Here is a 26,449-nt window from a genome sequence, read left to right on the forward strand (position 1 = left end):
AGGAGAGGCGATGGCACGCGCGAGGAACACACCGGGCTCCGGGCCCGATGCCGGGCCGCGGGAGATCGATGTCGTGGTGGTCGGTGCGGGCGCGTCCGGGATCGGGGCGGCGATCCGGCTGCTGCGGGAGCACATCACCGACTTCGCGGTGCTGGAGAAGGCCGATGATCTCGGCGGGACGTGGCGGGACAACACCTACCCCGGCTGTGCGTGCGACGTGCCCTCGGCGCTGTACTCGTACTCCTTCGCGCCGAACCCGGGCTGGAGCCGGGTGTTCGCCACCCAGCCGGAGATCCGTGCCTACCTCCGCGACGTGGCCGAACGCCACGGAGTCGACCGTTACGTGCGGTTCGGTGCCGAGGTCACCGCCGCGCACTGGGACGAGGCCACCGGGCGCTGGCGCGTCAGCAGCACGGCAGGCGAGTTCAGCGCGCGCATCCTCATCGCCGGTGCCGGTCCCTGGCACGAACCCCGGATACCCGAGATCGACGGGCTGGCCGGGTTCCCCGGTGCGGTGTTCCACTCCTCCCGGTGGGCACACGATGTCGACCTGGCCGGCAAGCGGGTCGCGGTGGTCGGCACCGGAGCATCGGCTGTGCAGTTCGTACCCGAGATCCAGCCCGAGGTCGCGAGCCTGCACCTGTTCCAGCGAACAGCCCAGTGGGTGCTGCCGAAACCCGACCGCGCGCTCTCCGCGGCCGAACGGTGGGTGCTGCGCCGCGTGCCCGGTGCACAGCGGGCGCTGCGCGCAGCCGAGTACGCGCTCATGGAGGCGCTCGGGGTGGGCTTTCGCCACCCGTGGATCCTGCGCCTCGTGCAGCGGGTCGGGCTGCGGCACCTGCGCAGGACGGTGCGCGACCCGGGACTGCGCGCGGCGTTGACGCCGGACTACACCCTCGGGTGCAAGCGCCTGCTGATGTCCAACACCTACTACCCGGCCCTCGTGCGCCCCAACGTGCGGGTGCACCCCACGGCGCTGCGCGAGGTGCGGGGCAGCACCGTCGTCGGTGCCGACGGCTCCCGCGCGGAGGTGGACGCCATCATCTTCGGCACCGGGTTCCACATGCTCGACATGCCGGTCGCCGAGAAGGTCTTCGACGGGCACGGCAGGAGCCTCGCCGAGCGCTGGCAGGGCAGCCCGCAGGCGTACCTCGGCACGACCGTGAGCGGATTCCCGAACGCGTTCCTGCTGCTGGGGCCGAGCCTCGGCACCGGGCACTCCTCGGCGTTCACCGTCGTCGAGGCGCAACTCGACTACACGATCGACTCCGTGCGCAGGATCCTCGGCAACGGCTGGTCGTCGGTGGACGTGCGGCCGGAGGTGCAGGACAGGTTCAACGCCGAGGTGCAGCGGGCGCTGCAGGGCACCGTGTACAACGCGGGTGGCTGCTCGAGCTACTACCTCGATGCCAACGGCCGCAACAGCTTCAACTGGCCGTGGTCCACGCCCCGGTTGCGCAGGACCATTCGCGCGTTCGACCCCGCCGACTACACGATCCGGCACCGTGACACCACGGAGGTCGCGCGATGACCGGCGTACGCGGCCGACGTTACCCGGCGATCGACCTGTCCGGCGCGGTCGTGGTGATCACGGGAGGGGGCAGGGGCATCGGCAAGGCGACCGGAGCGGCCTTCGCCGCCCGCGGTGCCACGGTGAGTCTCGGCGACATCGATGAGCAGGCGGCGCGCGGTGCGGCGCGCGAGGTCGGTCGTGGTGCGCGCGCCTACCGGGTGGACGTCACCTCCCGCGGCTCGTTCAGCGCGTTCATCGATGCGGTACTCGCCGAGCTCGGCGGGGTGGACGTTCTGGTCAACAACGCTGGCGTGATGCCGCTCGGCGGGTTCGTCGACGAGGCGGACGAGATCAGCAGGGCGGCGCTGGATGTCAACGTATGGGGTCCGATGCACGGGATGCGCATCACCCTTCCGCACATGACGGTCAGGGGGCGCGGGCACGTCGTGACCGTCGCCTCGATGGCAGGCAAGATCCCCATTCCGGGCATGGCAAGCTACAACGCGAGCAAGTACGCCGCCGTCGGACTCACCGCCGCGCTCCGGCGGGAGTACGCCGGCAGTGGCGTGAGCATCAGCGCTGTACTGCCGAGCGCGGTGCGCACCGAGCTGGCCTCCGGAGTTCCCCTCGGCAAGGGCCTGCCCACGGTGGACCCGGAGGCCGTCGCGGAGGCGGTGGTGCGCAGCTGCCGGACAAGGAAGGCGGAGATCCCGGTTCCGCGTTACCTCGGCGGCTGGGACCTGCTCGCCGCGCTGACCCCCGAACCGGTGATGCGGGTGCTGCGCGGGCTCATCGGTGACGACCGTGCCCTGACCTCCGTCGACCCTGCCGGGCGCGCTGCCTATGAGCGCCGCGTCGCCCGGCAGGCAGCGACATCCGGCGAGGAACCCCCACCGGGGCGTAGCCGGGCGCGTCACCCGACGAGTAACTAGCCGAGGGTGTCCAGCACGCCTCCGACGACGCCCTCGACCGGGTCGAGCAGCGAACTGTCCTCTTCCTCGTCGCCGTCGTTGGTCCCGTCGTCGCTGCCGCTGTCCGTGCTGCCGTCCGAGTCACCGTCGCCGGTGGAGTCATCGGCGGAGTCGTCGGTGGAGTCGTCGAGCGTCCCGGACCGCGCACCCGAGTCGGAGTCATCCTCCTGCTGCGTGGTCGAGGTGGGCTGCGGGGACTGCGTGGTGGTGCTGGTTGCCGTGTCGCCGCTCGAGGTCGGCGAAGCGGTGTCCTGCCCGTTGCCCTGCTGCTCACTCGAACCCTGCACGCCGCGTGCACCGGGGTTGCTCGACGAGGTCGTCTCCATGGCGACCGAGGCTGTCGCCACGTCACCGCCGTCCGGCTCGAGGATGCGCGGCTGCGTCGAGTCCGACGACCCGCTCGCACGGTTGTCGGACTCCGGGGACAGGGCCGTTGTCGGCTTGAGCGCGACGAGCCCAGCGAGCGTCAACCCGCACAGGACCGCCGCGCTGCCGACGGTCGCGCCGCGAAAGTGGCTCTTGTGGCCCTCGCGGGCATCCGCGGTGTCCGGCAGCCGCGCCGCGGTGCTCGCGGCGGTCGCCTGTGTCGCTACCTTGCCGAACGGCTGCGCCGACGCTGCCGGGACGCTCGTCCCGGGCCTCGACCCGGGGGCCGTACCGCCAGCGCGCGTGCCGGAGGATCCTTCGCGCCGGAGCAGCTCCGCGACGGGCAGGACGGATGCCTGCTCGCCCTCGTGCGCGTCCGGCCTCACTCGGTCCGGGGAAGCGCCCCCGCGGCTTTCCCGAGCCACGAGCTCGGCGACCGTGCATGGATGATCTGCCTTGCGCCGACTACGTCCCGTGCTCATCGTGTCGCTCGAACCTCTCGCGTCGTGGCGCGCCAGGGACCCCGGCTGGCGCGAACTGTCACTCTTCGCGTTCCCAATGGTTCGGTATACTACCCGTTCAGGTGAGTATGCCAAGAGCTGGTGGGTGATCTCCGTTGATCATGAGGCGTCACGTACGTCACAAGTACCCGTGACAGGCGACGGAGGTACTGGTTACACGGCGAGGATGCCGAGCGCCATCGGCAGGTAGATCAGCACGAGCGCCTGCATCTCGCCGATCACGCCACCGAGCACGGCCCCGACCATCACCGCGGTCTTCTCGTCCTCCTTGAACGCGGGCCGGATGATCTGCTCGAACTGACCGGAGGTGAGCACCTTCATCCGTTCGGCGATGGTGTTGCGGATGTCCAGCGCTTGCTCGGTGTAGGCGAACATACTCCGCGCCGTTTCGGGCGCCGTGCGTATCACGCGGGCCGCCGCGTCCTGCTTGAGCGCTTGGAAGCGCCGCCCGCCCACCGCGAGGATCACCAGCGGCTTGGCGAGTCCCGCCTGCTCGTCGATGGTGCGCCGCACCTCGCGCTGCACGATCGCGACGAGCTTGTCCGACTTGGGGCCGGAGAGCATCCCCTCGAGAAGGTTGCGCGGGGTGAGTATCTCCTTGGCGATCAGGTCGCCGTACCGGACGCCGACCTCCGCCCTGCGCCGCTGGAACTTGCCGTGCAGCCGGATCCCGAGGAAGCGCTTCTCCTCGCGGGGCAGGAACAGCATGTTCAGCGCGAGGTAGTCGGTGACCCATCCGGTGAGGAACCCGAAGATCGGCATCACGAGCGGGCTCTTGGTCAGACCCCAGGCCACGGCCTGGATGACGCCGATCGCCGCACCGAAGTAGATGCCGGAGCGCACGATGAACCGCAGCTCCGGCTCGGCGACATCCCGGATGAGGCGGTTGAGCAGCTCCTTGTCGCGCACCAGGTTGGAGACCACCATGTGCCGCACGTCGACCACCGCGTGGACATCGCTGGTGACCTCCCTGGCCAGCTGCTTGACCACCTTCGGTGCCTCGGCCTGCACCCGCCGGACGAGCAGCGCGCGTACCGGCTCGGGAAGCGACTCCCACAGGCCCGGCTGGTACTCGGAGAGCAACTCCCGCGCGAGATCCTCGACGGCCTCGTCCAGCGGTCCGGCGAGCTCGGCGACCAGCTCGTCGGGGTCGATGCGGCTCATCAGTTCCTGCAGGTCGATCAGCCCGGACGTCATGGTGTCGTAGGCGATCGCGGCCATCTTGCCCGCGCGTGCGGGAATCATGCCCTGCCAGCCGAGGAACGGGCGGATGCCGCGGTACTCCAGCGGCTCGAAGAGCATCCGCACGGCGAGCAGCTTGGTCAGGTACCCGATGACGGCGGCCATGACCGGCATCGCCGCGTACACCCACCAGTACTCGACGACGTCGGTGAGAACAGCGTCGACCGTCCCGGACCCCACTACGGGCACTCCTCGACCGCAGGCAGGCGGTCACGGCATCCGATGGGTGCCCGCTGCGCCGGGGGAGCCTGCGACCACATCAGTCACGCTCTTCGAGGAGTCGCAGCAGCTGTGCCTTCGTGCGCCGCCAGCGGCCCTCGACCTCGGCCTCGCTGAGCTTGGCTACGCGCTGGCTCATCGCGAGCCCGGTCATCGTGTTCAGCGCGGTGTAGAGCGCGTCCTCGAAGTCGGGATGGCTGGCCTCCTCGGGAAACAGCAGCGGAACCGATCCGCGGATGAGGTCGGCGGTGACCTGGTTGAGCACCGAGAGCTTGTCCTCGATCTCCGGATCGCCGGGGCCCGCGACGGAGATCTGCAGCGCGGCCTGGAACAACCTGCCCCGGAAGGTGCTCCACAGCAGGTCCAAGGCACGGTCCGCGCGGTCGGAGCCGACGGGAAGCTGCTCGATCTCGTTGAACAACGACTGGCTGACCTGGCCGATCAAGTACTGGATCGCCTCGATGACCAGGGTGGCCCGTGTGGGGAAGTGATGCACCTGTGCCCCGCGCGATACCTCGGCCCGTGCGGCGACCTTGGTGGTCGTGAGGTTGACGTAACCCTCCTCGACCAGGCAGTCGATGGTCGCCTCCAGGAGCGCGCGCCGCGTCGTCGCGCTGCGTTCCTCCTGGGTGCGCCTGCGCCGGGGTGCGCTTCTGGGCTCAGCCGTCATGGGGGAAGTCTAACTTGCAGTCGAGAGTGATTGTAAGTGACAGGTGGTTACTGTGCTCGCGAGCACCACGGTACGCGCCAGTCGTGTGACGTGGCTCTCCTGTTCAGTTGAATAAGCAGGTCACAACGCTGATCGACAACGCAGTACGGGGAACTCCCGGGTCATCTCTAGATAACAAGCAATCAAGTATGTATGTTTCTTGCTGTAGGCGCGTCAGAGAGGAGTGCGTTGGCTGTGGTGAACAGGGTGTACGTCATCGGTGTGGGGATGACGAAGTTCGAGAAGCCCGGCCGCCGGGAAGACTGGGACTACCCGGATATGGCGCGGGAGGCCGGTACCAACGCGCTCGCCGACGCCGGGGTCTCCTACGAGGCGATCCGGCAGGCCTACGTCGGCTATGTCTACGGCGAGTCGACTTCCGGCCAGCGAGCGGTGTACGAGCTGGGCATGACCGGGATACCGGTGGTCAATGTGAACAACAACTGCTCGACGGGATCGACGGCGTTGTTCCTGGCCGCGCAGGCGGTGCGCAGCGGGACGGTGGACTGCGCGCTGGCGCTGGGGTTCGAGAAGATGCAGCCGGGCTCGCTCGGGGCGACCTACGAGGACCGTGAGCAGCCGATGATGCGGCACATCCAGGCGCTGGCCGAGATCTCTGAGGTCGGGATGCCCCCTGCGCCGTGGATGTTCGGTGCGGCCGGGCGCGAGCACATGGCCAAGCACGGCTCGACCCCCGAGCATTTCGCCCGGATCGGGGAGAAGAACCACCGGCATTCGCAGAACAACCCGTACGCGCAGTTCCAGGACGTCTACTCGCTTGAGGAGATCCTGGACGCGCCGATGATCTACGACCCGCTCACCAAGCTGCAGTGCTCGCCGACCTCGGACGGCTCCGGGGCGGCCGTGCTCGCCGGTGAGGACTTCGTGGCGGCCAACGGGCTGGCCGAGCAGGCTGTGGAGATCACAGGGCAGGCCATGACCACCGACTTCGACTCCACGTTCGACGGCAGCGCCAAGAACATCATCGGCCACGACATGAACGTGCGGGCCGCACGGCAGGTCTACGAGCAGTCCGGGCTGGGGCCACGGGACTTCCGGGTCATCGAGCTGCACGACTGCTTCTCGGCCAACGAGCTGCTGCTGTACGAGGCGCTGGGACTCTGCGCGGAGGGTGAGGCCCCGCGGCTGGTCGAGGAGGGTGCGACGACCTACGGCGGCACGTGGGTGGTCAATCCCTCGGGTGGGCTGATCTCCAAGGGGCACCCGCTCGGCGCGACCGGGCTGGCGCAGTGCGCCGAGCTGACCTGGCAGCTACGCGGTCAGGCCGGGGCACGCCAGACCGACGGGGTCGACGCGGCGTTGCAGCACAACATCGGTCTCGGCGGGGCCGCGGTGGTCACCGCCTACCAGCGCGCAGACCGCTCCGGGTGAGTGGCGCGCACCGCGGGCGGCAGCGGGCCGCGCACGCGTTCGCGCGGGCCCGGAGCCGGCCGGAACAGTTGGCCGGACACGACAGGTAAGCAGGAGGAGCATCATGGGTCGGATCAGTGCCTCGGTGGAGCTTCCGGCAGCACCGGAGAAGGTGTGGCAGGAGTTCTCCAACCCCAGCAACTTCGAGAAGTGGCTGACCATCCACACCAAGTGGAAGGGCGAGGTTCCCACCGAGTTCACCACGGGAAGCCAGGTGTCCGAGGTGGTGACCATGCTGGGCATGCCCAACACCATCACCTGGACGGTCGACGAGTTCGACGAGCCCCGCAAGCTGTCCATCTCCGGCACCGGCATGGCCGGTGTGAAGGTGACCTTCGACCTGCTGGTCGAGCCCGCCGACAGCGGCTCGCGCGCGACGATCGACGCGGAGTTCGAAGGGCAGATGATCGTGGGGGCGCTCGGCAAGGCCGTGGAGAAGGACGGCAAGAAGAACCTGGACGAGTCCATGCAGCGCTTCGCTGAGCTGCTCGCGTGAGCGGCACGGGCAAGTTCAGCCGAGCTGCTCGCGTGAGCGGCGCGGGCAAGGTTGGCGGCGATGCTCGCGTGAGCGGCGTGGGCGAGACGAGCGCTGCTCGCGTGAGCGGCGGGAGAAGGGGTGTCGATGAGTGAGGAGCTGGCCTTCGACTCCAGCGGGCTGGGCACCTGGACCGAGGAGTCCAGGTTCGAGGTCACCCGCGAGCGGCTGGTCGAGTACGCCGAGGCGACCAACGACCCGATCGAGGCGCACCGTGCCGGCGACATCGCCGCGCCGGTCTTCGCGATCGTGCCGGTGTTCCAGTCCCTGATGGAACCCGCTCTCGAGGTGGTGCCGCCGTCGTTGATGGGCCGGATCGTGCACGGCGAGCAGGACTTCCGGTTCCACCGCCCGATCGAGCCGGGCGACGTGCTGACCTCGCGGGCGACGATGCTCGGTTACGAGGGATTGCCGAAGGGCAGCAGGGCCGCCGTGTACCTGGAAAGCCGCGATGCGCGCGGTTCCCTGGTCAACGAGCAGTACGTGACCTTCTTCGTGCGGGGTTTCGACTGTGGCGAGACGGTGGGCGAGCTGGCCCCGGACCACAAGTTCGACGAGGAGCTGCGGCAACGCGATCCGGTGGCGGCCGTCTCCGCGCACGTCGACGAGGACCAGACGTTCCGGTACGGACCCGCCGCTGGCGATCCGATGCCGATCCACCTCGACGAGGACGTGGCCAAGGACGCGGGCCTGCCCGGCATCATCGCGCACGGCCTGTGCACGATGGCGTTCACGTCATGGGCGGTGCTCTCCGAGCTCGCAGGCTCGGACGTGCGCAGGCTGCGCAGGCTCGCGGTGCGGTTCTCCAAGCCCGTGCTGCCCGGGCAGGACATCCACACCCGGATCTGGCGGGCGGGCTCCTCCGGCGGTGTGACCAGCTACGCCTACGAGACCACGGTCGGTGCGGACCCCGTGATCACCGACGGGCTCGCCGAGATCGTGAACTGACGGACGACACACGGGAGGGACGAGGAACGTTATGGGTACATTGGACGGACGCGTAGCGGTGATCACCGGTGCGGGCAGGGGCATCGGGCGCGAGCATGCGCTGCTGTTCGCCGCGGAGGGTGCCGCTGTCGTCGTCAACGACCTCGGCGGGGGCAATGACGGTGAGGGCGCCGACTCGGGCCCGGCCCGGGAGGTGGTCGAGGAGATCACCTCCGCGGGAGGGCGCGCGGTGCCCAGCACGGACAACGTCGCCGACTGGGACGGCGCGCGGGCGCTCGTCGACACGGCCGTGCGCGAGTTCGGCAGGCTCGACGTCCTGGTCAACAACGCCGGCATCCTGCGCGACGCCTTCATCGCCGGTATCGACGAGTCCCAGTGGGACGCGGTCATCGACGTCCATCTCAAGGGGCACGCTGCCGTGCTGCACCACGCGGCCGCGCACTGGAAGGCCGAGAGCAAGGCCGGTCGCCACCCGCGGGCCGCGGTGATCAACACGGCGTCGGCCTCCGGGGTCACGCTGCCGAACGCCGGTCAGGCCAACTACGGCGCGGCCAAGGCGGGCATCGCGGCGCTGACGCTGGTGGCCGCCGAGGAGCTGGAGCGGTACGGGGTCCGGGTCAACGCGATCGCCCCCATCGCGCGCACCCGGCTGACGCTGGCCACGCCCGGGATGGGGGCGCTGTTCGCCCAGGAGGTCGGCGAGGACGGGTTCGACGCGTTCTCGCCGGCCAACATCTCGCCGCTGGTGGCCTACCTCGCCACCGAGAAGTGCCCGCACACCGGGCAGGTGTTCGCCGTCCAGGGTGGTTCGATCCAGAAGCTGCAGGGCTGGACGGTCGCGGAGAACACCGAGACGGACGGGCCGTGGACGGTCGGCGACGTGGCGAAGCGCCTGGACGCCTGGGCCTGATCACGTGGCTTCGCGGCCACCCGGGATGCGCGTTCCGCGCATCTCGGGTGGCGCGATGTCGTTACCATCACATGATGGTGAAAACAGTTCGCGACTCCGACGTCAAGCGCCGCATCGTGATCGCGGCGCGGCGCGTCGTCTCGGAGCAGGGCGTGCACGCCGCGACCATGCGCGGGATCGCGGCGGAAGCCGACGTGACGACCGGAGCCGTGACGCACTACTTCGCCGACAAGGCCGATGTGATGGCCGCGGTGCTGCAGTACAACAACCATCTCGCCGTGGACCGCATCAGCGGCAGGGTCGCGGGCAGGCGCGGCTTGGATGCTCTGGGGGCCACGGTCGAGGCGCTCGTGCCGATGGACGAGGAGAGCCTGCACATCTGGACGGTGCTGATCGCGTTCTGGGGACACGCTCCCGCGCACCGCATGCTGGATTCCTGGGTGACGGAGGGCGGCGCCACGGGGCTGCGCAGCTGGCTGGTGAAGATCTTCCGGGACGCGGTGTCGCTCGGGGAGCTCGACCCCGATGTCGACGTGGAACGCGAGACGGAGCGGGCGCTGGTGCTCGTCGCGGGGCTGGGGTTGATGGCGGGCGGCTTCCCGCAGGAGCTGGAGCAGGTGCGTAGGCGCACGGAGGACCTGCTGAGCGACTACCTGGACGGCCTGGCACGGTCCCGGCCCGCCGAGCAGCCCGCCGAACAGGCCACCTCGGAAGCCACCTCGGGCCGGTAATTGACATAGCGCCAACAATGGGGTTGTGTTTCCGGCGCGACATCCGTAACTTGCCTCACACAACACTCGTTATGAAGCAGTAGCATGCATCCGGTGTGGTGTGCGTGGCGCATGACCTGTGCGGGGATGTCACCGGAACGATCGACCGGAGGGATCAGATGGCCGTTGCCGCCGAGCGGTGGAGCGCGCGCGCGATCCTGGCGCGGCGGAAGGCGGCCCGGCAGCGTGACATCTCCCCGAGCGTGCTCGAGCTGGGACTGCTCTTCGGCTTCGCGGCCGACACCGTGGTCGCGGTATGGACCTCCATCGCCCGCAGGCGGTTCGCCTGGCGCGAGACGCTCGTCCAGCTGCAGTTCCTCGCCGCCGTCTGCTCGATACCCGCGGTGCTGGTCATGCTCCCGCTCGGCGTCGTCGTCGGTGTGGTGGTGGCCTCGCTCGCAGCGCAGGTCGGCGCGGAGATCTACAGCGGCGCGGTCGTCGGCCTGGTGATCGTCGGCCAGATCGCGCCACTGGTCGCCGCGCTGATGATCGCCGGGGCGGGTGGCTCGGCGATGACCGCCGACCTCGGCGCACGCAAGATCCGTGACGAGACCGACGCGATGGAGGTCATGGGGGTCTCGGTGCTCGAGAGGCTGGTCGTGCCGCGTCTGGTGGCGGCCGTGATCGTGACGATGCTGCTCACCAGCCTGGTGATGGCGCTCGGCATCGGGGCGAGCTTCGCGTTCCAGGTCGCGGTCATGGACGTGTCCCCTGGAGCGTTCCTGGACACGATGACCGACTTCGCGGGCCTGCCGGACTTCATTGCCGCTCAGGTCAAGGCGATCGCGTTCGCGGTGTCCACGGCGATCGTGTGCTGCGCGAAAGGGCTGACAGCCAAGGGCGGCCCCGGCGGGGTCGGTACGGCGGTGAACGAGGCCGTCGTGCTGGCGTTCATCCTCGTGTTCTTCGCCAACGTCGGTATCGGCGAGGTCTACGCGCTGATCACACCGGAAGGCGGGGGGTTGTAGATGGTCCTCCGCGAAGTCGGCCGCGCGCAGCGCGCGGCGCGTGTGCCGGCGAACCGGCTGGTCAACGCGCTCACGGAGGTGGGAAACCACCTTGCGTTCTACATCAAGGCGCTGGCGTACATCCCGTTCGCGCTGAAACAGTACTGGCGGCACATCGTGCGGCACGTCGCGGACATCAGCTTCGGCAGCGCGACCTTGCTGGCCGCAGGCGGCACCATCGGCGTGGTGTTCGCGATGTCGTTCGTCAGCGGCGCGCAGGTCGGGCTCGAAGGGTTCCGCGGCCTGGACCTCGTCGGCCTGTCCCCGCTGTCGGGGGCGGTGTCCGGGCTGGTCAACACCAGGGAGCTGGCGCCGGTCGTCGCGGGGATCGCGCTGGCCGCCAAGGTCGGTACCGGCTTCACAGCGCAGCTCGGCGCGATGCGGATCTCCGAGGAGATCGACGCGCTGGAGACGATGTCGGTCAACTCGCTCCCGTTCCTCGTCACGACCAGGATCATCGCGGCGATCATCACCGTCGTCCCGTTGTACCTCGTCGGGCTCTTCGCGTCGTACGTGTCCACGCGCGTGGTCGTGGTGAACCTGAACAACCAGTCGGCGGGTATCTACGACTACTGGTTCGAGCTCATGCTGCCCACGCAGGACGTGTTCCTGTCGCTGGCCAAAGCCGTGGCGCTCGCGGTGGTGGTGACGCTCGTGCACTGCTACTTCGGCTACTACGCGACCGGCGGGCCGGAGGGCGTCGGCAGGGCGGCAGGCAGGGCGCTGCGCACCAGCATCGTGCTGATCATGATCGCCGACATCCTGCTGACCTTCGCGTTCTGGGGTGTGTACATGGAACTTCCCGGGCTGGCGGGTGAGGCATGATCAGGCCGGCGCGGCGGCGCAGCGAGATGGGCAGGTTCCGGCTGGCGGCCTGGGGAGCCGTCGGGCTCGTGGCGTTCCTGGTGATCACGGTGACCACGACGGTCTACGGCACAGGGGCGTTGAGCGGTCATCCCGAGGTCACGGCCGAGGTAGCTGCCGACACCATCGGCGTGCCCTCGCGCGCGCCCGTCGAGTACAAGGGGGTGCTGGTCGGGACCGTGACCAAGGTGGAGACCACCAAGACGACCTCCGTGCTGACCATGCGCATCAACGAGCGGCACGCCGAGTCGGTCTCCACCCGTGCGCGGGTGCGCGTGCTGCCCCGCACGCTGTTCGGTGACCTCTTCGTCGAGCTGGTCCCCGCGGAGGAGGCCGGCGAACCGATCTCCGACGGCGACGAGCTACGCCCCGATGAGTCGGAGGAGGCAGTGCAGCTCTACGACGCGTTCGAGCGGCTCACCACCCTGCTCGAGGAGATCGAGCCCGCGAAGATCAGCACCGCGCTCGGCGCGCTGTCCAGCTTCCTGGAGGGGCGTGGCGAGCGGTTCGGGACGATGCTCGACCAGCTGCACGAGATGACCGACGACACCGACGACCTGATCGCGTTGATCGACGACGGGATGGAGGCTGTCACCACGCTGTCCGAGCAAGCCGTCGAGGCCACCCCGGACGGTATCCGGGCACTGCGCAACGCCGTGCAGATCTCGCGGACGATCGTCGAGGAACGCCGGACGATCCACCAGCTGCTGACCAGCGGCAGCACGCTCGCCGGTGAGGGTTCCCGGCTGGCGCGCAGCGACAACGTCGACCGGTTCGTCGAGCTCGTGCGCACCGCCGACCCGATCACCGACGAGCTGGTCGCCGATCCAGGCGCCCTGCCGCGCACCGTGCACAGCGTGCGTGAACTGCTCGAGGCGGCGCCGCCGACGTTCAAGGAGGGTCCGTGGTTCCGGATCCGCGCGAACCTCACCACCGAGGAGCCGTACCCGTACACCGCGGAGGACTGCCCGCGGTACCCGGGGCAGGACGGGCCCAACTGTTCCGGGGCCGAGCAGGACGAGCGTGCGGGCGAGCAGGAGGCGCAGCGGGAACGCTACGGCGGCACGAGCGGTCCGGTCGGTAGTGACGCCGAGAAGGAAACCCTGAACGAGCTACTGGAGGCGGTACCGCAGGACATGCGGGCGGCGCGGGACTCCGAAGCGGAGGGTGCCGTCGGTGTGCTGCTCGGGCCGCTGGTGCGTGGGTCGCAGGTGGTCGTGCCATGACATACGGCAACCTCCTCGGGACCTGGCTGAAGCTGGGCGCGTTCCTGGTGATCACCCTGCTGTGCACGGCGCTGGTCACCAACACCCTGCACCGCCCGCTCGGCCAGGCGACGACCACGTACCAGGCCGAGTTCACCGATGTCGTCGGGCTCACCAAGGGCAGCGACGTCCGGATCGCGGGCGTGCGCGTGGGCAAGGTCGACCGCATCGAGCTGACGGGCAAGCACGCCACCGTGACCTTCGAAGTCACCGACGACCAGCACGTCCCCGCCGACGCGGAGGCCGCCCTGCGCTTCGCCGATCTACTCGGCGCGCGCTACCTGGCCGTGCGGCCGGGGGGCGGCAGTTCGGCGGAGTTGGAGCCGGGCAGCACCATCCCGCTGGAACGTACGAGCCCTGCCGTGGACCTGACCGAGCTGTTCAACGGGTTCGCCCCGGTGTTCGAGAGCCTGCAGCCCGACGAGGTGAACGAGCTGGCAGGCAAGCTCGTCGCGGTGTTCGACGGGCAGGGCGGCACGCTCGACAGCTTGCTGTCGCACCTCGTCTCGGTCACCGAGAACCTCGTCGACCAGGACGAGCTGATCGGCGAGGTGCTGGCGAACCTGCGCTCGGCGACCGACTTCGCACTCGAGCACGAGCCGGAGTTCGAGCGGCTGGTGAACAGCCTGGCGGAGCTCGCGGCCGGGATGGCCGACAGCGCCGAGGAGATCGGCGCGGCGATCGACGGCGCCGGCGAGCTGGCGCGTTCGGTCTCCGGCCTCATGACCGAGGTGCGGGAGCCGCTAGAGAGCAACATCGCCTCGCTGGACTCCATCACCGAGACGTTCGTGGAGCAGAACGAGAATTTCGCCGCGACGCTGGATGCCGGGACCCGGATGCTGCCTACGGTCAACCGGACGCTGGAGTACGGCGCGTGGCTCAACGTCTACGTCTGCTTCATGACGATCGAGACCGAGTTGCCGCTCGTGGGTGAGGTCGATCCCAGCGTCGGCCCCCACTCGGAGGTGTGCCGGAAATGAGGGTGCCGTTTCGGGAGCGTGACCCGCGCGTGCTCGCGGCTGTGGGTACCGTGCTGCTGGTGGCGATCGTGGCCTCCTCCCTGCTGCTGCCGCAGGCCATCTTCTACTCGCGCACCAGTGACTACTCCGCCGAACTCGAGAACGCGGCGGGCCTGGCCCCGGATGATCCGGTGTACGTGGCAGGTGTGCGCGCCGGCCGGGTGAGCGACATCGAGATCGCCGGTGACCGGGCGGTCGTGCACTTCAGGATGGACGACGGCAAGCGGGTCGGGGAGGACAGCACGGCCAGCGTGAAGATCAAGACGGTACTGGGCCAGCGCTACCTGGACGTCGCCTCGAAAGGGGAGGGGACGCTCGACCCGTCCGATACCATCCCGCTGAGCCGCACATCCGTGCTGTACACATTGGATGAACTCTCTCGCTCCGCGAAACACAGCGCGGAGGAGCTCGACCTCGGGACGCTGCGCGAGCTGATGGCCTCGCTGGAGCAGGACACGCCGGACGGGGAGCTGCTCGGCCAGGCACTGGACGGTGTGTCGGCTACCGCGGAGATGTTCACCAGGCACAGTGACCAGTTCCAGGCCTTGCTGTCCGGGACGCGGGAGGTCACCGACAGCATCCTCGAGCAGTCCGACACGCTGGTCACGCTGCTCGGCGACGCCGACCTCGTCGCCGACGTGCTCGCGCAGCGCAAGGAGACGATCAGCAGGCTCATCCGGGACATCAGCGCCCTGAGCAGGGACCTGGAGAACTTTGTCGACACCAACAGGCCGGAGATCGACAACGTGCTCGAGCGCATGGACACCATCACCCGGACGCTGAGCGAGACCCAGGACGAGTTCGACGAGATGCTGCGCCAGTTCGCCCCCACCACGCGGTACATCGCGAACACCTTCGGCCAGGGCCCCTGGGGTGACGTGGCCGGTCCGGCCGGACCGCTGCCGGACAACATCCTCTGCCTCGCAGGCCTGCTGGAGGGGTGCGGATGACGGCGAAACCCGCACGCGCGCTGTCGTTGCTCGCGGTGGCCGTGCTCGTGGCCGCGGGGCTGTTCCTCGTGGTGCGCCCCGAGCCCTCGATGACCGTGCACGCGGACTTCGCGCAGGCCGACGGCCTGTTCGTGGGCAGCGACGTGGCCGTGCTCGGCGTACCGGTCGGCCGGGTCGTCGAGATCGAACCCCGGGGCGACAGGGTACGGCTGACCATGTCGCTTCCCGCCGACACCGACGTCCCTGCCGGCGCCGAGGCGTGGGTCGCCTCCCCGACGGTGGTCCCCGACCAGTACATCGAGCTCACCCCGGCCTACACCGGAGGGGAGAAGATGGCAGACGGCGCCGTGATCCCCACCGAGCGCACGCGCTCGCCGATCGCCTGGGACACCCTCGTCGAGTCGGTGAACGACCTGCTGGTGGCGCTCGGCCCCGACGGGGCGGGCAAGGACGGCTCGCTGGGCAGGATGATCGACAGCGCGGCAGGGCTGCTCGACGGGCGCGGGGAGAAGCTACGCGAGGCCATCCTGAACATCAGCCAGGCATCTCAGGTCGCGCTGGACGGTACTCCCGACGCCGAAGCGCTCCTCGAGTCCGTCGACGCCCTGATGGAGATCCTCGTCGAGAACCAGTCGACAGTGGACTCGCTCACCCGGTCGGTCAACGACGTGGCAGGCGAGTTCGCGCGGCAGGAGCGCGAGGTCGAGCAGGCACTGACCTCGCTGACCTCGGTGCTGCGCGAGGTGGCCGAGCTGACGGGCAAGCACGGCGACTCGATCGCCGACAGTGTCGAGCGGCTGGCGGACGTGTCGGTGCACCTCGGTGAGCAACAGGCCGAGCTCACCGAGCTGATGGACACGTTGCCGCTGGCGGCCGACAACATCACGCGCGCGGTCACCGACGAGCAGAAGCTGCGCATCCGGTTGGACATCACCACCAACCTCTCGCAGTTCGACCGGCTGCGCCCGCTGTGCGCGGAGCTGCCCCTGCCGTTGTGCGACGGCCCCGGGATCGTCAACCCGATCCCGCTACCACCCGAGCTGGCTCGCGGCTGGACGGAGGGTGAGTGATGTCGACCCTGCTGCGCGTGCTCATCCTGCTCGGCGTGCTGCTCGCACTGCCCGGCTGCGGCATCAGCCTGCAGAACTCCCCGCTCGGTACCGGTGTGGACGGCCCGTCGTACGAGGTGACCGCGGAGTTCGCGGATGTGGCGGGCATGACGCGGGGAGGCCGGGTGCGTATCGGGCCTGCCACCGTCGGCAGGGTGATCGCCATGCGTGCCGACGAGTTCACCGCACGGGTGACCCTGCGCATCCGCTCGGACGTGGAGCTTCCCGAGGAGACCGAGGCCGGGATCGAGATGAGTACCGCGCTCGGCGACCCCTACATCGCGCTGGATGTACCCGACGAGCACGACGGTGCGCTGCTCGGTGACGGCGACACGATCCCGCTCGACCAGACGCGGCACGGTCCCGAGGTCGAGGACAGCATGGCCCTGCTGGCGAACATGCTCAACAACAGCGGCATCGAGCAGGCCCGCACCATCATCACGGAGACGAACACCATGCTTGAGGGCAGGGAAGGCACGGTACGCGATCTGCTCGGCAGGACCGAGGAGGTGCTCGCCTCGCTGGACGAGCGGTCCGACGAGATCAACCGCACCCTCGAGGCCGTCAACACGCTCGGCGCGACCGTCGAGGACAACACCGAGCTGCTCGACGAGGCACTGACCGAGATCCGTCCCGCCGTCGACGTGCTCGTCGCCGAGCAGGACAACTTCGACACGCTGCTCGGCGAGGTCGGCACGCTGGCGGGCGACGTGCAGGACGCGATCGACGCGACGGAGGAACAGCTGGTCAGCCAGCTCCGCAAGCTGGAGCCGGTGCTCGCGGAGTTCACCAAGATCGACCGCGACGTCGAGACGTTGCTGACCAAGTTCCTGGAGTTCGAGCCGCTGTTCAACGCCGCGGTTCCCGGTGACTACCTGAACCTCGACGCGGCGTTCCACGTGCCCGACTCGGTCGGTGGTGTGCTGGAAGGTATCCCCGACGTGGTGCCGCTGGGAGGCGGTGGTGCCACCGCGGGCATGGAAACCACGCTCGACCGGCTGCTCGAGGAAGGTGAGTAGACCATGGCGGGTTCGCGAGGCCTCCGGCAGCGGTTACCGGCCGGTCAGATCGCCCTGTTCCTGGCGATCGCGCTGGCGTGCGGTGTCTACATCGCTGTCAACGCGGTCGGGACGGACGCGGTCATGGCCAAGGACAGGGTGACCGTGCGGATGGCCGACGGCGGTGGCATCACCCCGCGTGTCCCGGTGACCTACCGTGGGGTCACGGTCGGCACGGTCTCCGACGTGCGTGTGGCCAGGGGTGACGGTGTCGAGGTCGAGCTGGCGATCCGCTCGAATGCCGACGTGCCCGCCGACACCGAGGTGGTCGTCGCGCAGGATACGCCCGTGGCGCTCAAGCACATCGACCTGCGCCCGTCGAGCCACGACCCGCCCTACCTGTCCGACGGCGACGAGCTGGGGCCCGAGGACACCAGCAGGCCGGTGCCGTTGGAGACGGTGCTGGTCAACCTGATGCGGCTGACCGACAACATCGACACGGAGGACGTCGCGGTCATCGCCGACGAGCTGGCAGCCGGCCTGTCGGGAACGGCGGAGGAGCTGGAGCGGCTGGGGGACAACTCGATCGAGCTGGTCGACCGGTTCACCGAGCTGGAGCCGACGGCCTCGAACCTGATCGACAACACCCTGCGGTTCCTCGAATCCAGCGAGGGGACCGCCGGCCGGCTGCCCGAGCTCACCCGCACGCTGGCGGAGGCCACCGAGCAGGTACGCAACCAGACCCCGCACGGCATCGAGCTGGCACGGTCGGTTCCCGAGGTGACCGACGAGGTGGTTCCGCTGCTGCGGGAGCTCGAGCCGTCCGTGTCGGTGCTGCTGAGCAACCTGATCACGCCTGTCCAGATCGTCTCGCAACGCATACCGGCACTGCAGCACGGGCTGGTCGTGATCCCGGACGCCTTCAGCCAGCTGGCCAGCATCGCCGATGGGGACCGGGCGAACTTCGAGTTCGTCACCACGCAGGGCGGTACGTGTTACTTCCCAGAGGAGCGGCGTACGCCGACGGACACCTCCGAGAAGGAGCCGAATCTCGGGTATCACTGCCCACCGGACGGGCCGACGGTCCGGGGCGCGGCGAACGCGCCCGGCCCGGAAGCCCAGCGGCGCACCGTCGTGACCACATCGGACCCCAACACCGGGCGGACCCAGGTCCCCGGCTCGGACCCGATCCGGATGGGGTCCAATGGTGGGCAGGACGATGTCCTCGGCGAGGAGTCCTGGCACGCCGTCTACCTGCAAGGAGTGGAGTAGGCAGTGAGTGGAGGAGACAGCGACGACGAGCGGCGGCAGCCCTCGCCGCGCCCGCGCGCGGGACCGGACGCGGAAGGCACCCCGCGGGACGTCCACGCGGATACCGCGGAGTCGACGGAGTCCGCTGCGTCCACGGAGTCCGTTGCGGATGGCGAGACGGCCGGTGACACGCAGGGCGCCACCGATGGCTCGGGCGAGGAGGAAGAACCTGGTCGGCAGCACGACCCGGGCAGGCGCGCCGGACGGCTGAGGGGACGCCTGCCGGTCGTGCTGGCGGCGGTGACCGTGACGTGCTCGCTGGCCGCGGCGGCGACGTTCGGCCTGCTCTGGTACTCGCAGAGCCGCACGGACGCCGAGCGCGCCCGGCTGCTCGACGAAGCCGAGTCGTTCGCGGCGGAGTTCACCACGTACCACTTCACCGAGCTCGACGAGAACTTCGAGAACATCTCGGCTCGCCTGACCGAGCGGTACGAGGAGGTCTACGGTGAGGCGTACGAGTCGTTCACCGAACTGCTCGAGGAGAACAAGGCCGACTCGGAGGGCGAGGTGACGCATGTCGGCCTCGCCGAGTTCAGCGAGGACGAGGCAGTGGTGCTCGCGTTCGTCGACCAGACCACAACCAACGTCAACAGCCCGCAGCCGAAGATCGACCGCAACCGGATGGTGCTGACGTTCACCAAGGTCGACGGCGAGTGGAAGGTCGACAAGGTCGACCTCACCTGATCCGTGCGCTGAATGTGTGTGCTGAATGACGCTTTCAGCCCGTGTCGTGGACTGAAAGCGTCATTCAGCCGTCCCGATGCGCTCAGGCCAGGTTGACGACGTCCTCGCCGGGCGAGTCGGCGTAGAGTTCCTCGATCTCGGCCTTGTACTTGTCCGCGATGGGCTTGCGCTTGAGCTTCAGCGTGGGGGTGAGCTCCTCGCCACCCGGCTCCCACTCGGCGGCCACGAGCCGGAACCGCTTGATCTGCTCCACACGCGACAGGCGCTCGTTGCCCTCCTTGGCCGCCCTGGTGATCTCCTCGCGCACCTCGGGGCGCTTGGCCACAGCGGCGACCGAGGTGTCCGACATGCCGAGCGAGCTCGCGCGAGCGGCGGCCGCATCGGGGTCGAGCACGATCAGGGCGGTGACGTAGGGCCGGTTGTCCCCGATGGCGACCGCCTGGCCGATCAGCGAGGACGACGCCTTCAGCGCGTTCTCGATGTTGGTCGGCGACATGTTCTTGCCGGCCTCGTTGATGATCAGTTCCTTCTTGCGGTCGATGATCTTGACGAAGCCCTCGGAGTCGATCTCGGCGATGTCGCCGGTGTGCAGCCAGCCGTCGGAGTCGATCGTCTCGGCCGTCTTCTCCGGCTGCTTGCGGTAACCGCGCATCAGCACGGGACCGCGGACGAGGAGCTCGCCGTCGTCGGCGAGCTTGAGCTCGGCCCTGGACACGGCCTTGCCGACCGTGCCGATCTTGGTCGCGCCCGCGGCGTTGCTCGTGGTCGCACCTGTGGACTCCGACATGCCCCAGACCTCGTAGACCGGGATCCCGAGCCCGTGGAAGTACTCGAGGACCTCAGGGGGGATCGCCGACGCGCCGGAGGCCGCCCAGCGTATGCGGTCGAGCCCGAGGGTGTCCCTGAGCTTGGCCAGTACCAGCTTGTCGGCCAGCGCGCTCTGCACGCCGAGCAGGCCGGCGGGCTGCCTGCCGGCCAGACGTTCCCGGGCGGCCTTGATGCCGGTCTCGATCGCCCAGTTCGCCAGCTTCTTCTTGACCGGGCTGGACTCCTCGGCGAGCTTCGCCTCGATACCGGCCTTGATCTTCTGCCACACGCGGGGCACCGCGAACCAGATCGTCGGGCGAGCGTCGGGCAGTGCCCCGGCGATCGCCTTCGGGTCGGCCACGCTGGTGATCTGCATTCCGCGCATGATGCCCGCGTAGTGGCACGCGACCCGGTCGGCGATGTGCGCGGACGGGAGGTACGAGGCTGTACTGTCGTCCGGTCCGACCTCGAGGATCGGGATGAGGGCATTGACCTCGGCGACGATGCTGCTGTGCGGGATCTCCACACCCTTGGGTGGCCCGGTGGTGCCGGACGTGTAGATCAGGGTCGCGATGTCGTCCGACCCCACGGCCCGCCAGGTCGCCTCGAAGTCGAAGCCCTCACTGGTGCGCGATTCGAGGTCGGCGAGGCTGATGGAGGAGCCCGACTCGCCGTCCACGGTGACGATGTGCTCGATGCCGGTCTCGGCGTTGGTGATGGGCTGAAGGAACTGCTGCTCGGTGATCACGACCGCGTTCTCGGCGTTGGAGAACAGGTAGTTGATCTGCTCGGGGGTGCTGGTGTTGTAGATGGAGAACGGCGTGGCGCCCAGATGCAGGGCAGCCGTGTCGACGAGGTTGAACTCGGGACGGTTGGTCAGCATGATGCCGACGGTGTCCCCGCGCTTGACGCCGAGGGCGGACAGGCCGGTCGCGATCGCGCGCACCCGTTCCGCGTACTCCCGCCACGTGATCTCGATCTGTCCACCAGGAACCCGTAGCGCCACAGCGTCCGGTCGCATCGACGCGGTGCGCTGGAACGCCTCACACAACGTGCTCACGGTTCCACCTGCGGGATGCGGGCAGGTGATCTCGTCAGCATTGGTCATATCCGGCCTCCGGTCGGTTGTCGTGTACGCACGGGCAGTGCTGCCACGGCCACTTGGTCCTGGTAGGAGCATCCTAGTGGTCGGTGCGTGCTGTCCCGCCCAGCCGCACGGCGATTGTGACAAGATCGCAGCAGTGCAGGGCCGCGACCAGTATCCCCGTGCAGTTGTCATTCCGTCAACGAGCGAGTTCGCCGTGGGATACACCCCGCGTGCTTCGCGGTACGTCGACACGTACCGTGGGGACTTTACGCCAGAACAGGCAACTCGAAGGGAAATCCCATGCTTGCGATGACGGATGTCGCCGCGGAGGCGATCAACGCGCTGACCGAGGAGAACGAGGAGCAGACCGACGCCGGTCTCCGGATGGCCGTGGACCAGGCCTCCGACGGTGGCGCGCAGCTGTCGCTGTCGGTGGCGACGACTCCGGAGGAAGGCGACCAGGTGGTCAGCAGCGAGAGCGGTGCGAAGGTCTTCCTGGAGCAGCAGGCGGCTCAGCTTCTCGAGGACAAGGTCCTCGATGTGCAGAAGGACGAGGAAGGGCAGCTCAACTTCACCATCTCGCAGCAGGAGTCCTGAGGCTCCGGCTGTGCTGACCACCCGGTCGTCATGACGGCCCGGTCGTGATGACGACCCAGCCGTGATCCTGACGCCGGTGAGGACCGTCACCGCCGGGTGGTCACCGAGCGTAGGAAGAAGCCGACGTTGGCGGGGCGTTCGGCCAGCCGGCGCATGAAGTACGGGTACCAGTCGTCGCCGTACGGTACGTACACCCGCACGGTGTGGCCGGCGCGCGCCAGGCGTAGATGCTCGTCCGGGCGCACCCCGTGAAGCATCTGGAACTCGTACTCATCCGGGCCGCGGCCGTGTTCGGCGGCGAGCGTGCCCGCGATGGCGATCATGCGCGGATCGTGTGTGGCGATCATCGGGTAGGCGCTGCTGGCCATGAGCGTGCGCAGGCACCGCACGTAGGAGTGGTCGACCGCGTACTTGCTCCGGAAAGCAACGGACTCGGGCTCCTGGTAGGCACCCTTGCACAGCCGGACCCGGGCTCCTTCGGCCGCGAGCTCGGCGCAGTCCGTCTCGGTGCGGCGCAGGTAGGACTGCAGGACGGCTCCTACCCAGGGGAAGTCGGCGCGCAGTGTGCGCAGGATACCCAGCGTGGAGTCCACCGTCGTGTGATCCTCCATGTCGAGGGTGACGGTGGTACCCGCGGTCCCGGCGGCCCGGCAGATGCGGTAGGCGGCGTCGGTCGCGACGCGCTCGCCGTCACCGCGCAGGGACTGCCCGAGTGCGGACAGCTTCACCGACACCTCGACGGCATCAGCCAGCCCCGCCTCGTCCAGCGCCTCGAGTACGTCCTCGTAGGCCTGCACGGTCGTGCTGACCTGGGCCACCTCGGTGATGTCCTCGCCGAGGTGGTCCAGGGACACCCGTAGCCCTGAGCCGACGAGTTCGGCAGCGGTGTGCAGCGCGTCGTCGACGCCGGTCCCGGCGATGAACCGGCCGACGACGCGCTGGGTGAGCGGGTTGTGCTCGACGAAGCGCCGGATGGTTGCCGAGCGACTGGCGAGCAACAAGCTGGATCGCAGCATCTCCACCTCTCCGTTCGGGGTGCGTGGTCCGGTAACGGTATACGGTAAGGCCGCGCTCGCTCCCGTGTGTTACCGAATCGACTACGCTTCGGGCCACGTCCTTGTCGTGCGCGGCAGCGGTGCGGGACCGGCTGTGTGCATCCCGTAGGCCCGCGCCGCGGGAAGGGGTGGCAGGCTGGCGGCGGCGACTACGGTGGGATGTGTGGACATCTCGCTGCCGGATCTGACGTCGCGCGGCGCAGCATTCGCCAGGTTCTGGACCGAGCCGCACTACTGCACGTTGAGTACTCCGCGCACGGGCCGCCCCCCGCATGTCGTGCCGGTCGGGGTGACACTGGATGTCGAGCGCGGGGTAGCGAGGGTGATCTGCGCGCGCACATCGGACAAGGCGCGGCTGGTCGCCGACGGCGGCGAGCGGGGGACTCCGGTCGCCCTGTGCCAGATGGACGGTCGCCGGTGGTCCACACTGGAAGGACGCGCCCTGTTGCGGGACGACCGGAACGCCGTTGCCGAGGCCGAGCGGGAGTACGCCGAGCGGTACCGGACGCCGACGGCCGACCCGGCGAGGGTGGTCCTCGAAGTGCTCGTGACCGGGGTGCGCGGCAACGTGTGACGGGCCGGCAACTCCGGACGAGTCGTGGGCACCTCCGAGCAGGTGACGAGGATGTCTGGGATCCTGGCCGGGGTGAATGGGTCGAGCTATCCGTGAGGACACCGATGGATCTGCAGGCGGACCTGGTGGCGCACGTACGCGGCGATGTGGACTTCTCCAGCAGGCGGCGCGCCGAGTACAGCTCGGATGCCTCCAACTACCGGCGCACGCCGCGCGGCGTCGTGTACCCGGCGGACCGCGACGACGTGGCAGCGGCGGTCGCGGTCTGCGCCCGCCACGACGTGCCCGTCACGACGAGGGGCTCGGGCACCTCGATCGCGGGTAACGCTGTCGGTGAGGGGGTGGTCGTCGACCTGTCCCGCTACCTCACCCGGATCGTGTCCGTCGATCCCGAGGCTCGGACGGCGACCGTGGAGCCGGGAGTCATCCCGGACGTGCTCAACAGCGCGGTGGCCGAGCACGGGCTGCGTTTCGGTCCCGACCCGTCGACACACGGGCGGTGCACCGTCGGCGGGATGATCGGCAACGACTCCTGCGGCTCCCATTCGGTGGCCTGGGGCCGGACCTCGGACAACGTGGTCGCGCTCGAGGTGCTGTGCTACGACGGCACCCGGCTGTCGGTCGGCGCGGGGCACGAGCCCGCGGCGGAGGACGGTGATGCGTCCGGTGGTCGGGCAGGGGCCATCCACGCCGGGCTGCGCGAGCTGGTCGACCGGCACCGCGCGGCGCTGCGCACCGAGCTCGGCCGGTTCTCCCGCCAGGTGTCCGGCTACGGCCTGCATCACCTCCTGCCGGAGAACGGCTCCGACCTCGCGCGAGCCCTCGTGGGATCCGAAGGCACCTGCGCGATCGTGCTGTCGGCCACAGTGCGCCTCGTGCCGGTTCCGCGGGAGGAACGGCTGGTGGTCGCCGGGTTCGACGACTCGGTCGCGGCCGCGGACGTGGTGCCGCGCGTCCTCGAGTACCGGCCGCTGACCTGTGAGGGCATGGACGACCGGATCCTCGACGTGCTGCGGGCCCGGCGACCGGAGTCCATCCCGCAGGGCGTGTTGCCCGAGGGCACAGCCTGGCTGCTGATCGACGTCGACGGTCCCGCCGAACGCGCGGACGAGCTGGCGGGGGAGCTGTCCGGGATGGCGGGCGTGCGGGGAGTCACCACGGTGGCCGACCCGGCCAAGCGCCGGGCCGTGTTCAAGATCAGGGAAGACGGTTCGGGGCTCGCGACGCGCTCGCCGGACGGAACCATGTCGTGGCCGGGTTGGGAGGACGCCGCCGTCCCACCCAGGAACCTGGGTGCCTACCTGCGGGACTTCCATCACCTGCTGGACGAGTACGGGTTGTTCGGTGTGGTCTACGGGCACTTCGGCGAGGGCTGCCTGCACGTGCGGCTCGACTTCGACCTCTCGAGTGAGCGGGGTGTGCGCCGTTTCGAGGAGTTCATGAGCGCGGCCGCCCTGCTCGTCGTCCGGCACGGTGGGGCTCCCTCCGGCGAGCACGGCGACGGCAGGGCGCGTTCGGCTCAGCTGCCCGCGATGTACTCCGCGGAGATGCTCACCGCCTTCGCCGAGTTCAAGGCGATCTGGGACCCGGACAACCGGATGAACCCCGGCATCATCACCGACCCCGACAGGGAGTCCGCCGGGCTGCGCATGGGGCCGCAGAACACCTGGCTGCCGCTGCCGACATCGCTGGAGCTGCACGAGGACGGCGGCAGCATCGGCACGGCCGTACACCGCTGTATCGGCGTGGGCAAGTGCCTGAACACCTCGGGTGGGGTGATGTGCCCGAGCTACCGCGCGACACGGAACGAGAAGGACAGCACCCGGGGGCGGGCGCGGGTGCTGCAGGAGATGATCCTCGGCGACGTGGTGACGGACGGCTGGCAGTCCGAGGAGGTCGGCGAGGCACTCGACCTGTGCCTGTCCTGCAAGGGGTGTAAGAGCGACTGCCCCGTCGGTGTCGACATGGCTACCTACAAGACCGAGTACCTGTACCAGCGTTACCGGGGCAAGCTGCGCCCGGCCGCGCACTACTCGATGGGCTGGCTGCCCTCGCTCGCCCGGCTGGCCTCCCGGATGCCGCGCCTGGCCAACGCGATCTCCGCCGCGCCGTTTCGCGGGGCGCTCAAACGTGCCGGGGGGATCGCGCCGGAGCGCGAGCTTCCCCGCTTCGCGGAGCGCACCTTCCTCGACTGGTTCGCGCGCAGGCCGGATACCGGCGGTGCCGCGCGTCCGGGCGGTACGCGGCCGACGGTGCTGTTGTGGGCGGATACCTTCACGAACTACTTCTCCCCGCAGGTCGGGGCCGCCGCGGTGGAGGTGCTGGAAGCCGCCGGGTTCGAGGTACTCGTGCCGCGGCGCGCGCGGTGCTGCGGGTTGACGTGGATGAGCACCGGTCAGCTGGACACGGCGCGCAGGAAGCTGCGCCGCTCGATCGAGACGGCGGCGCCGCACGTCGAGGCAGGCGTGCCCATGGTGGTGCTCGAGCCGAGCTGCGCGGCGCTGTTCCGCTCCGATGCCACCGAGCTGCTCGGCGACGACCCGGATGTGCGCGCGGTGTCCGGGGCTACCCACACCCTCGCCGAGTTCTTGCGCGCGCACGCGAGCGACTGGACGCCGCCCGAGGTAGGCGGGTCGGCCAGGGTGCAGGTGCACTGCCACCAGCACGCGATCATGGGGGCGAGCGCCGATGAAGGGGTGCTGCGCGCGGCAGGCGCCGAGGCGGCGCAGCTCGACGCCGGTTGCTGCGGGCTCGCCGGGAACTTCGGGTTCGAGCGGGGGCACTACGAGACGTCGCGCCTCGTCGCCGAGCACGGGGTACTGCCGGCGGTCCGGGCCGCGCCGTCCTCGGCGGCGATCGTCGCCGACGGGTTCAGCTGCCGGACCCAGCTCGACCAGCTGGCCGGGATGCCCTCGGCGCACCTCGCGGAGGTGCTTGCCGACGGCCTGCGCGCCCAGCGAGGACAGCAGCAGGGATGAACGGTGGCC

General features: G+C 69.3%; 24 protein-coding genes. 19 read left to right on the forward strand and 5 right to left on the reverse strand.

Annotated features, from left to right (window positions below; translation table 11 throughout):
• Positions 1 to 10: 10 nt before the first annotated feature.
• Both H0B56_RS17385 and H0B56_RS17390 read left to right on the forward strand, forming a co-directional pair.
• A complete protein-coding gene (locus H0B56_RS17385; RefSeq protein WP_180894133.1) occupies positions 11 to 1,531 on the forward strand; it encodes a flavin-containing monooxygenase in 1,521 nt (506 codons plus the stop codon).
• The gene (locus H0B56_RS17390) at positions 1,528 to 2,445 is read left to right on the forward strand and encodes an SDR family oxidoreductase (protein ID WP_180894134.1); all 918 of its coding nucleotides are present in this window, start codon (positions 1,528 to 1,530) and stop codon (positions 2,443 to 2,445) included. The genes H0B56_RS17385 and H0B56_RS17390 overlap by 4 nt, the downstream gene beginning before the upstream one ends.
• Here the strand turns inward: H0B56_RS17390 and H0B56_RS17395 are convergent.
• The 3 genes from H0B56_RS17395 to H0B56_RS17405 all read right to left on the reverse strand — a co-directional run bounded on the left by H0B56_RS17395 (position 2,442) and on the right by H0B56_RS17405 (position 5,502).
• Positions 2,442 to 3,236 carry a hypothetical protein gene (locus H0B56_RS17395; RefSeq protein ID WP_180894135.1) on the reverse strand — a complete coding sequence of 265 codons (795 nt, stop codon included), beginning with the start codon at positions 3,234 to 3,236 and terminating at the stop codon, positions 2,442 to 2,444. The genes H0B56_RS17390 and H0B56_RS17395 overlap by 4 nt on opposite strands.
• Before the next feature lie 288 nt (positions 3,237 to 3,524).
• Positions 3,525 to 4,727, reverse strand: a complete 1,203-nt coding sequence (locus tag H0B56_RS17400) for a DUF445 domain-containing protein (protein WP_180894198.1) — start codon at positions 4,725 to 4,727, stop codon at positions 3,525 to 3,527.
• A gap of 145 nt (positions 4,728 to 4,872) precedes the next feature.
• Positions 4,873 to 5,502 (reverse strand): TetR/AcrR family transcriptional regulator, encoded by a 630-nt coding sequence (locus H0B56_RS17405; protein WP_180894136.1) that lies wholly within the window; start codon positions 5,500 to 5,502, stop codon positions 4,873 to 4,875.
• Positions 5,503 to 5,736: 234 nt separating this feature from the next.
• Here H0B56_RS17405 and H0B56_RS17410 point away from each other — a divergent pair, with 234 nt between their 5' ends.
• From H0B56_RS17410 to H0B56_RS17475, 14 genes are all read left to right on the forward strand, one after another.
• Positions 5,737 to 6,933: a thiolase C-terminal domain-containing protein gene (locus H0B56_RS17410; RefSeq protein WP_180894137.1), complete on the forward strand. Its 1,197-nt coding sequence runs from the start codon at positions 5,737 to 5,739 to the stop codon at positions 6,931 to 6,933.
• Positions 6,934 to 7,036: 103 nt separating this feature from the next.
• Positions 7,037 to 7,468: a type II toxin-antitoxin system Rv0910 family toxin gene (locus tag H0B56_RS17415; RefSeq protein ID WP_180894138.1), complete on the forward strand. Its 432-nt coding sequence runs from the start codon at positions 7,037 to 7,039 to the stop codon at positions 7,466 to 7,468.
• Between the two features lie 126 nt (positions 7,469 to 7,594).
• Entirely contained in the window at positions 7,595 to 8,455 is an 861-nt protein-coding gene (locus H0B56_RS17420; RefSeq protein ID WP_180894139.1) for a MaoC/PaaZ C-terminal domain-containing protein, read from the forward strand.
• 31 nt (positions 8,456 to 8,486) lie between these two features.
• A complete protein-coding gene (locus H0B56_RS17425) occupies positions 8,487 to 9,365 on the forward strand; it encodes an SDR family oxidoreductase (protein ID WP_180894140.1) in 879 nt (292 codons plus the stop codon).
• 74 nt (positions 9,366 to 9,439) lie between these two features.
• Positions 9,440 to 10,096 (forward strand): TetR/AcrR family transcriptional regulator, encoded by a 657-nt coding sequence (locus H0B56_RS17430; RefSeq protein ID WP_180894141.1) that lies wholly within the window; start codon positions 9,440 to 9,442, stop codon positions 10,094 to 10,096.
• A gap of 104 nt (positions 10,097 to 10,200) precedes the next feature.
• Entirely contained in the window at positions 10,201 to 11,103 is a 903-nt protein-coding gene (locus H0B56_RS17435) for an MlaE family ABC transporter permease (protein ID WP_343063934.1), read from the forward strand.
• Positions 11,104 to 11,967, forward strand: coding sequence for an MlaE family ABC transporter permease (locus H0B56_RS17440; RefSeq protein ID WP_180894142.1), 864 nt, complete (start codon positions 11,104 to 11,106; stop codon positions 11,965 to 11,967). It abuts the gene before it with no gap.
• The gene (locus H0B56_RS17445; RefSeq protein WP_180894143.1) at positions 11,964 to 13,232 is read left to right on the forward strand and encodes an MCE family protein; all 1,269 of its coding nucleotides are present in this window, start codon (positions 11,964 to 11,966) and stop codon (positions 13,230 to 13,232) included. Before H0B56_RS17440 ends, H0B56_RS17445 begins: the two co-directional genes overlap by 4 nt.
• Positions 13,229 to 14,251 carry an MCE family protein gene (locus tag H0B56_RS17450; protein WP_180894144.1) on the forward strand — a complete coding sequence of 341 codons (1,023 nt, stop codon included), beginning with the start codon at positions 13,229 to 13,231 and terminating at the stop codon, positions 14,249 to 14,251. Before H0B56_RS17445 ends, H0B56_RS17450 begins: the two co-directional genes overlap by 4 nt.
• A complete protein-coding gene (locus H0B56_RS17455; RefSeq protein WP_180894145.1) occupies positions 14,248 to 15,240 on the forward strand; it encodes an MCE family protein in 993 nt (330 codons plus the stop codon). The genes H0B56_RS17450 and H0B56_RS17455 overlap by 4 nt, the downstream gene beginning before the upstream one ends.
• Positions 15,237 to 16,310 (forward strand): MCE family protein, encoded by a 1,074-nt coding sequence (locus H0B56_RS17460; protein ID WP_180894146.1) that lies wholly within the window; start codon positions 15,237 to 15,239, stop codon positions 16,308 to 16,310. Before H0B56_RS17455 ends, H0B56_RS17460 begins: the two co-directional genes overlap by 4 nt.
• Complete coding sequence (locus H0B56_RS17465) at positions 16,310 to 17,368, forward strand: MCE family protein (RefSeq protein WP_180894147.1); 1,059 nt, start codon at positions 16,310 to 16,312, stop codon at positions 17,366 to 17,368. Before H0B56_RS17460 ends, H0B56_RS17465 begins: the two co-directional genes overlap by 1 nt.
• A 3-nt stretch (positions 17,369 to 17,371) precedes the next feature.
• A complete protein-coding gene (locus tag H0B56_RS17470) occupies positions 17,372 to 18,619 on the forward strand; it encodes an MlaD family protein (protein WP_180894148.1) in 1,248 nt (415 codons plus the stop codon).
• A gap of 3 nt (positions 18,620 to 18,622) precedes the next feature.
• The gene (locus tag H0B56_RS17475; protein ID WP_180894149.1) at positions 18,623 to 19,342 is read left to right on the forward strand and encodes a hypothetical protein; all 720 of its coding nucleotides are present in this window, start codon (positions 18,623 to 18,625) and stop codon (positions 19,340 to 19,342) included.
• Positions 19,343 to 19,424: 82 nt separating this feature from the next.
• Here the strand turns inward: H0B56_RS17475 and H0B56_RS17480 are convergent, their stop codons facing one another.
• Entirely contained in the window at positions 19,425 to 21,209 is a 1,785-nt protein-coding gene (locus H0B56_RS17480; RefSeq protein ID WP_343063935.1) for an AMP-binding protein, read from the reverse strand.
• Between the two features lie 327 nt (positions 21,210 to 21,536).
• On the opposite strand from H0B56_RS17480, the gene H0B56_RS17485 reads away from it, so the two are divergent.
• Positions 21,537 to 21,833 carry an iron-sulfur cluster biosynthesis family protein gene (locus H0B56_RS17485; protein ID WP_089300886.1) on the forward strand — a complete coding sequence of 99 codons (297 nt, stop codon included), beginning with the start codon at positions 21,537 to 21,539 and terminating at the stop codon, positions 21,831 to 21,833.
• Between the two features lie 86 nt (positions 21,834 to 21,919).
• On the opposite strand, the gene H0B56_RS17490 is transcribed toward H0B56_RS17485, so the two are convergent.
• A complete protein-coding gene (locus H0B56_RS17490; RefSeq protein ID WP_180894151.1) occupies positions 21,920 to 22,849 on the reverse strand; it encodes a proline dehydrogenase family protein in 930 nt (309 codons plus the stop codon).
• Positions 22,850 to 23,051: 202 nt separating this feature from the next.
• Between H0B56_RS17490 and H0B56_RS17495 the strand changes: the two genes are divergently transcribed.
• Both H0B56_RS17495 and H0B56_RS17500 read left to right on the forward strand, forming a co-directional pair.
• Positions 23,052 to 23,462 carry a pyridoxamine 5'-phosphate oxidase family protein gene (locus H0B56_RS17495; protein WP_180894152.1) on the forward strand — a complete coding sequence of 137 codons (411 nt, stop codon included), beginning with the start codon at positions 23,052 to 23,054 and terminating at the stop codon, positions 23,460 to 23,462.
• A gap of 104 nt (positions 23,463 to 23,566) precedes the next feature.
• Positions 23,567 to 26,440, forward strand: coding sequence for an FAD-binding and (Fe-S)-binding domain-containing protein (locus tag H0B56_RS17500; protein ID WP_180894153.1), 2,874 nt, complete (start codon positions 23,567 to 23,569; stop codon positions 26,438 to 26,440).
• Positions 26,441 to 26,449: the final 9 nt, after the last annotated feature.

Source organism: Haloechinothrix aidingensis (assembly GCF_013450155.1).
GTDB lineage: Bacteria > Actinomycetota > Actinomycetes > Mycobacteriales > Pseudonocardiaceae > Haloechinothrix > Haloechinothrix aidingensis.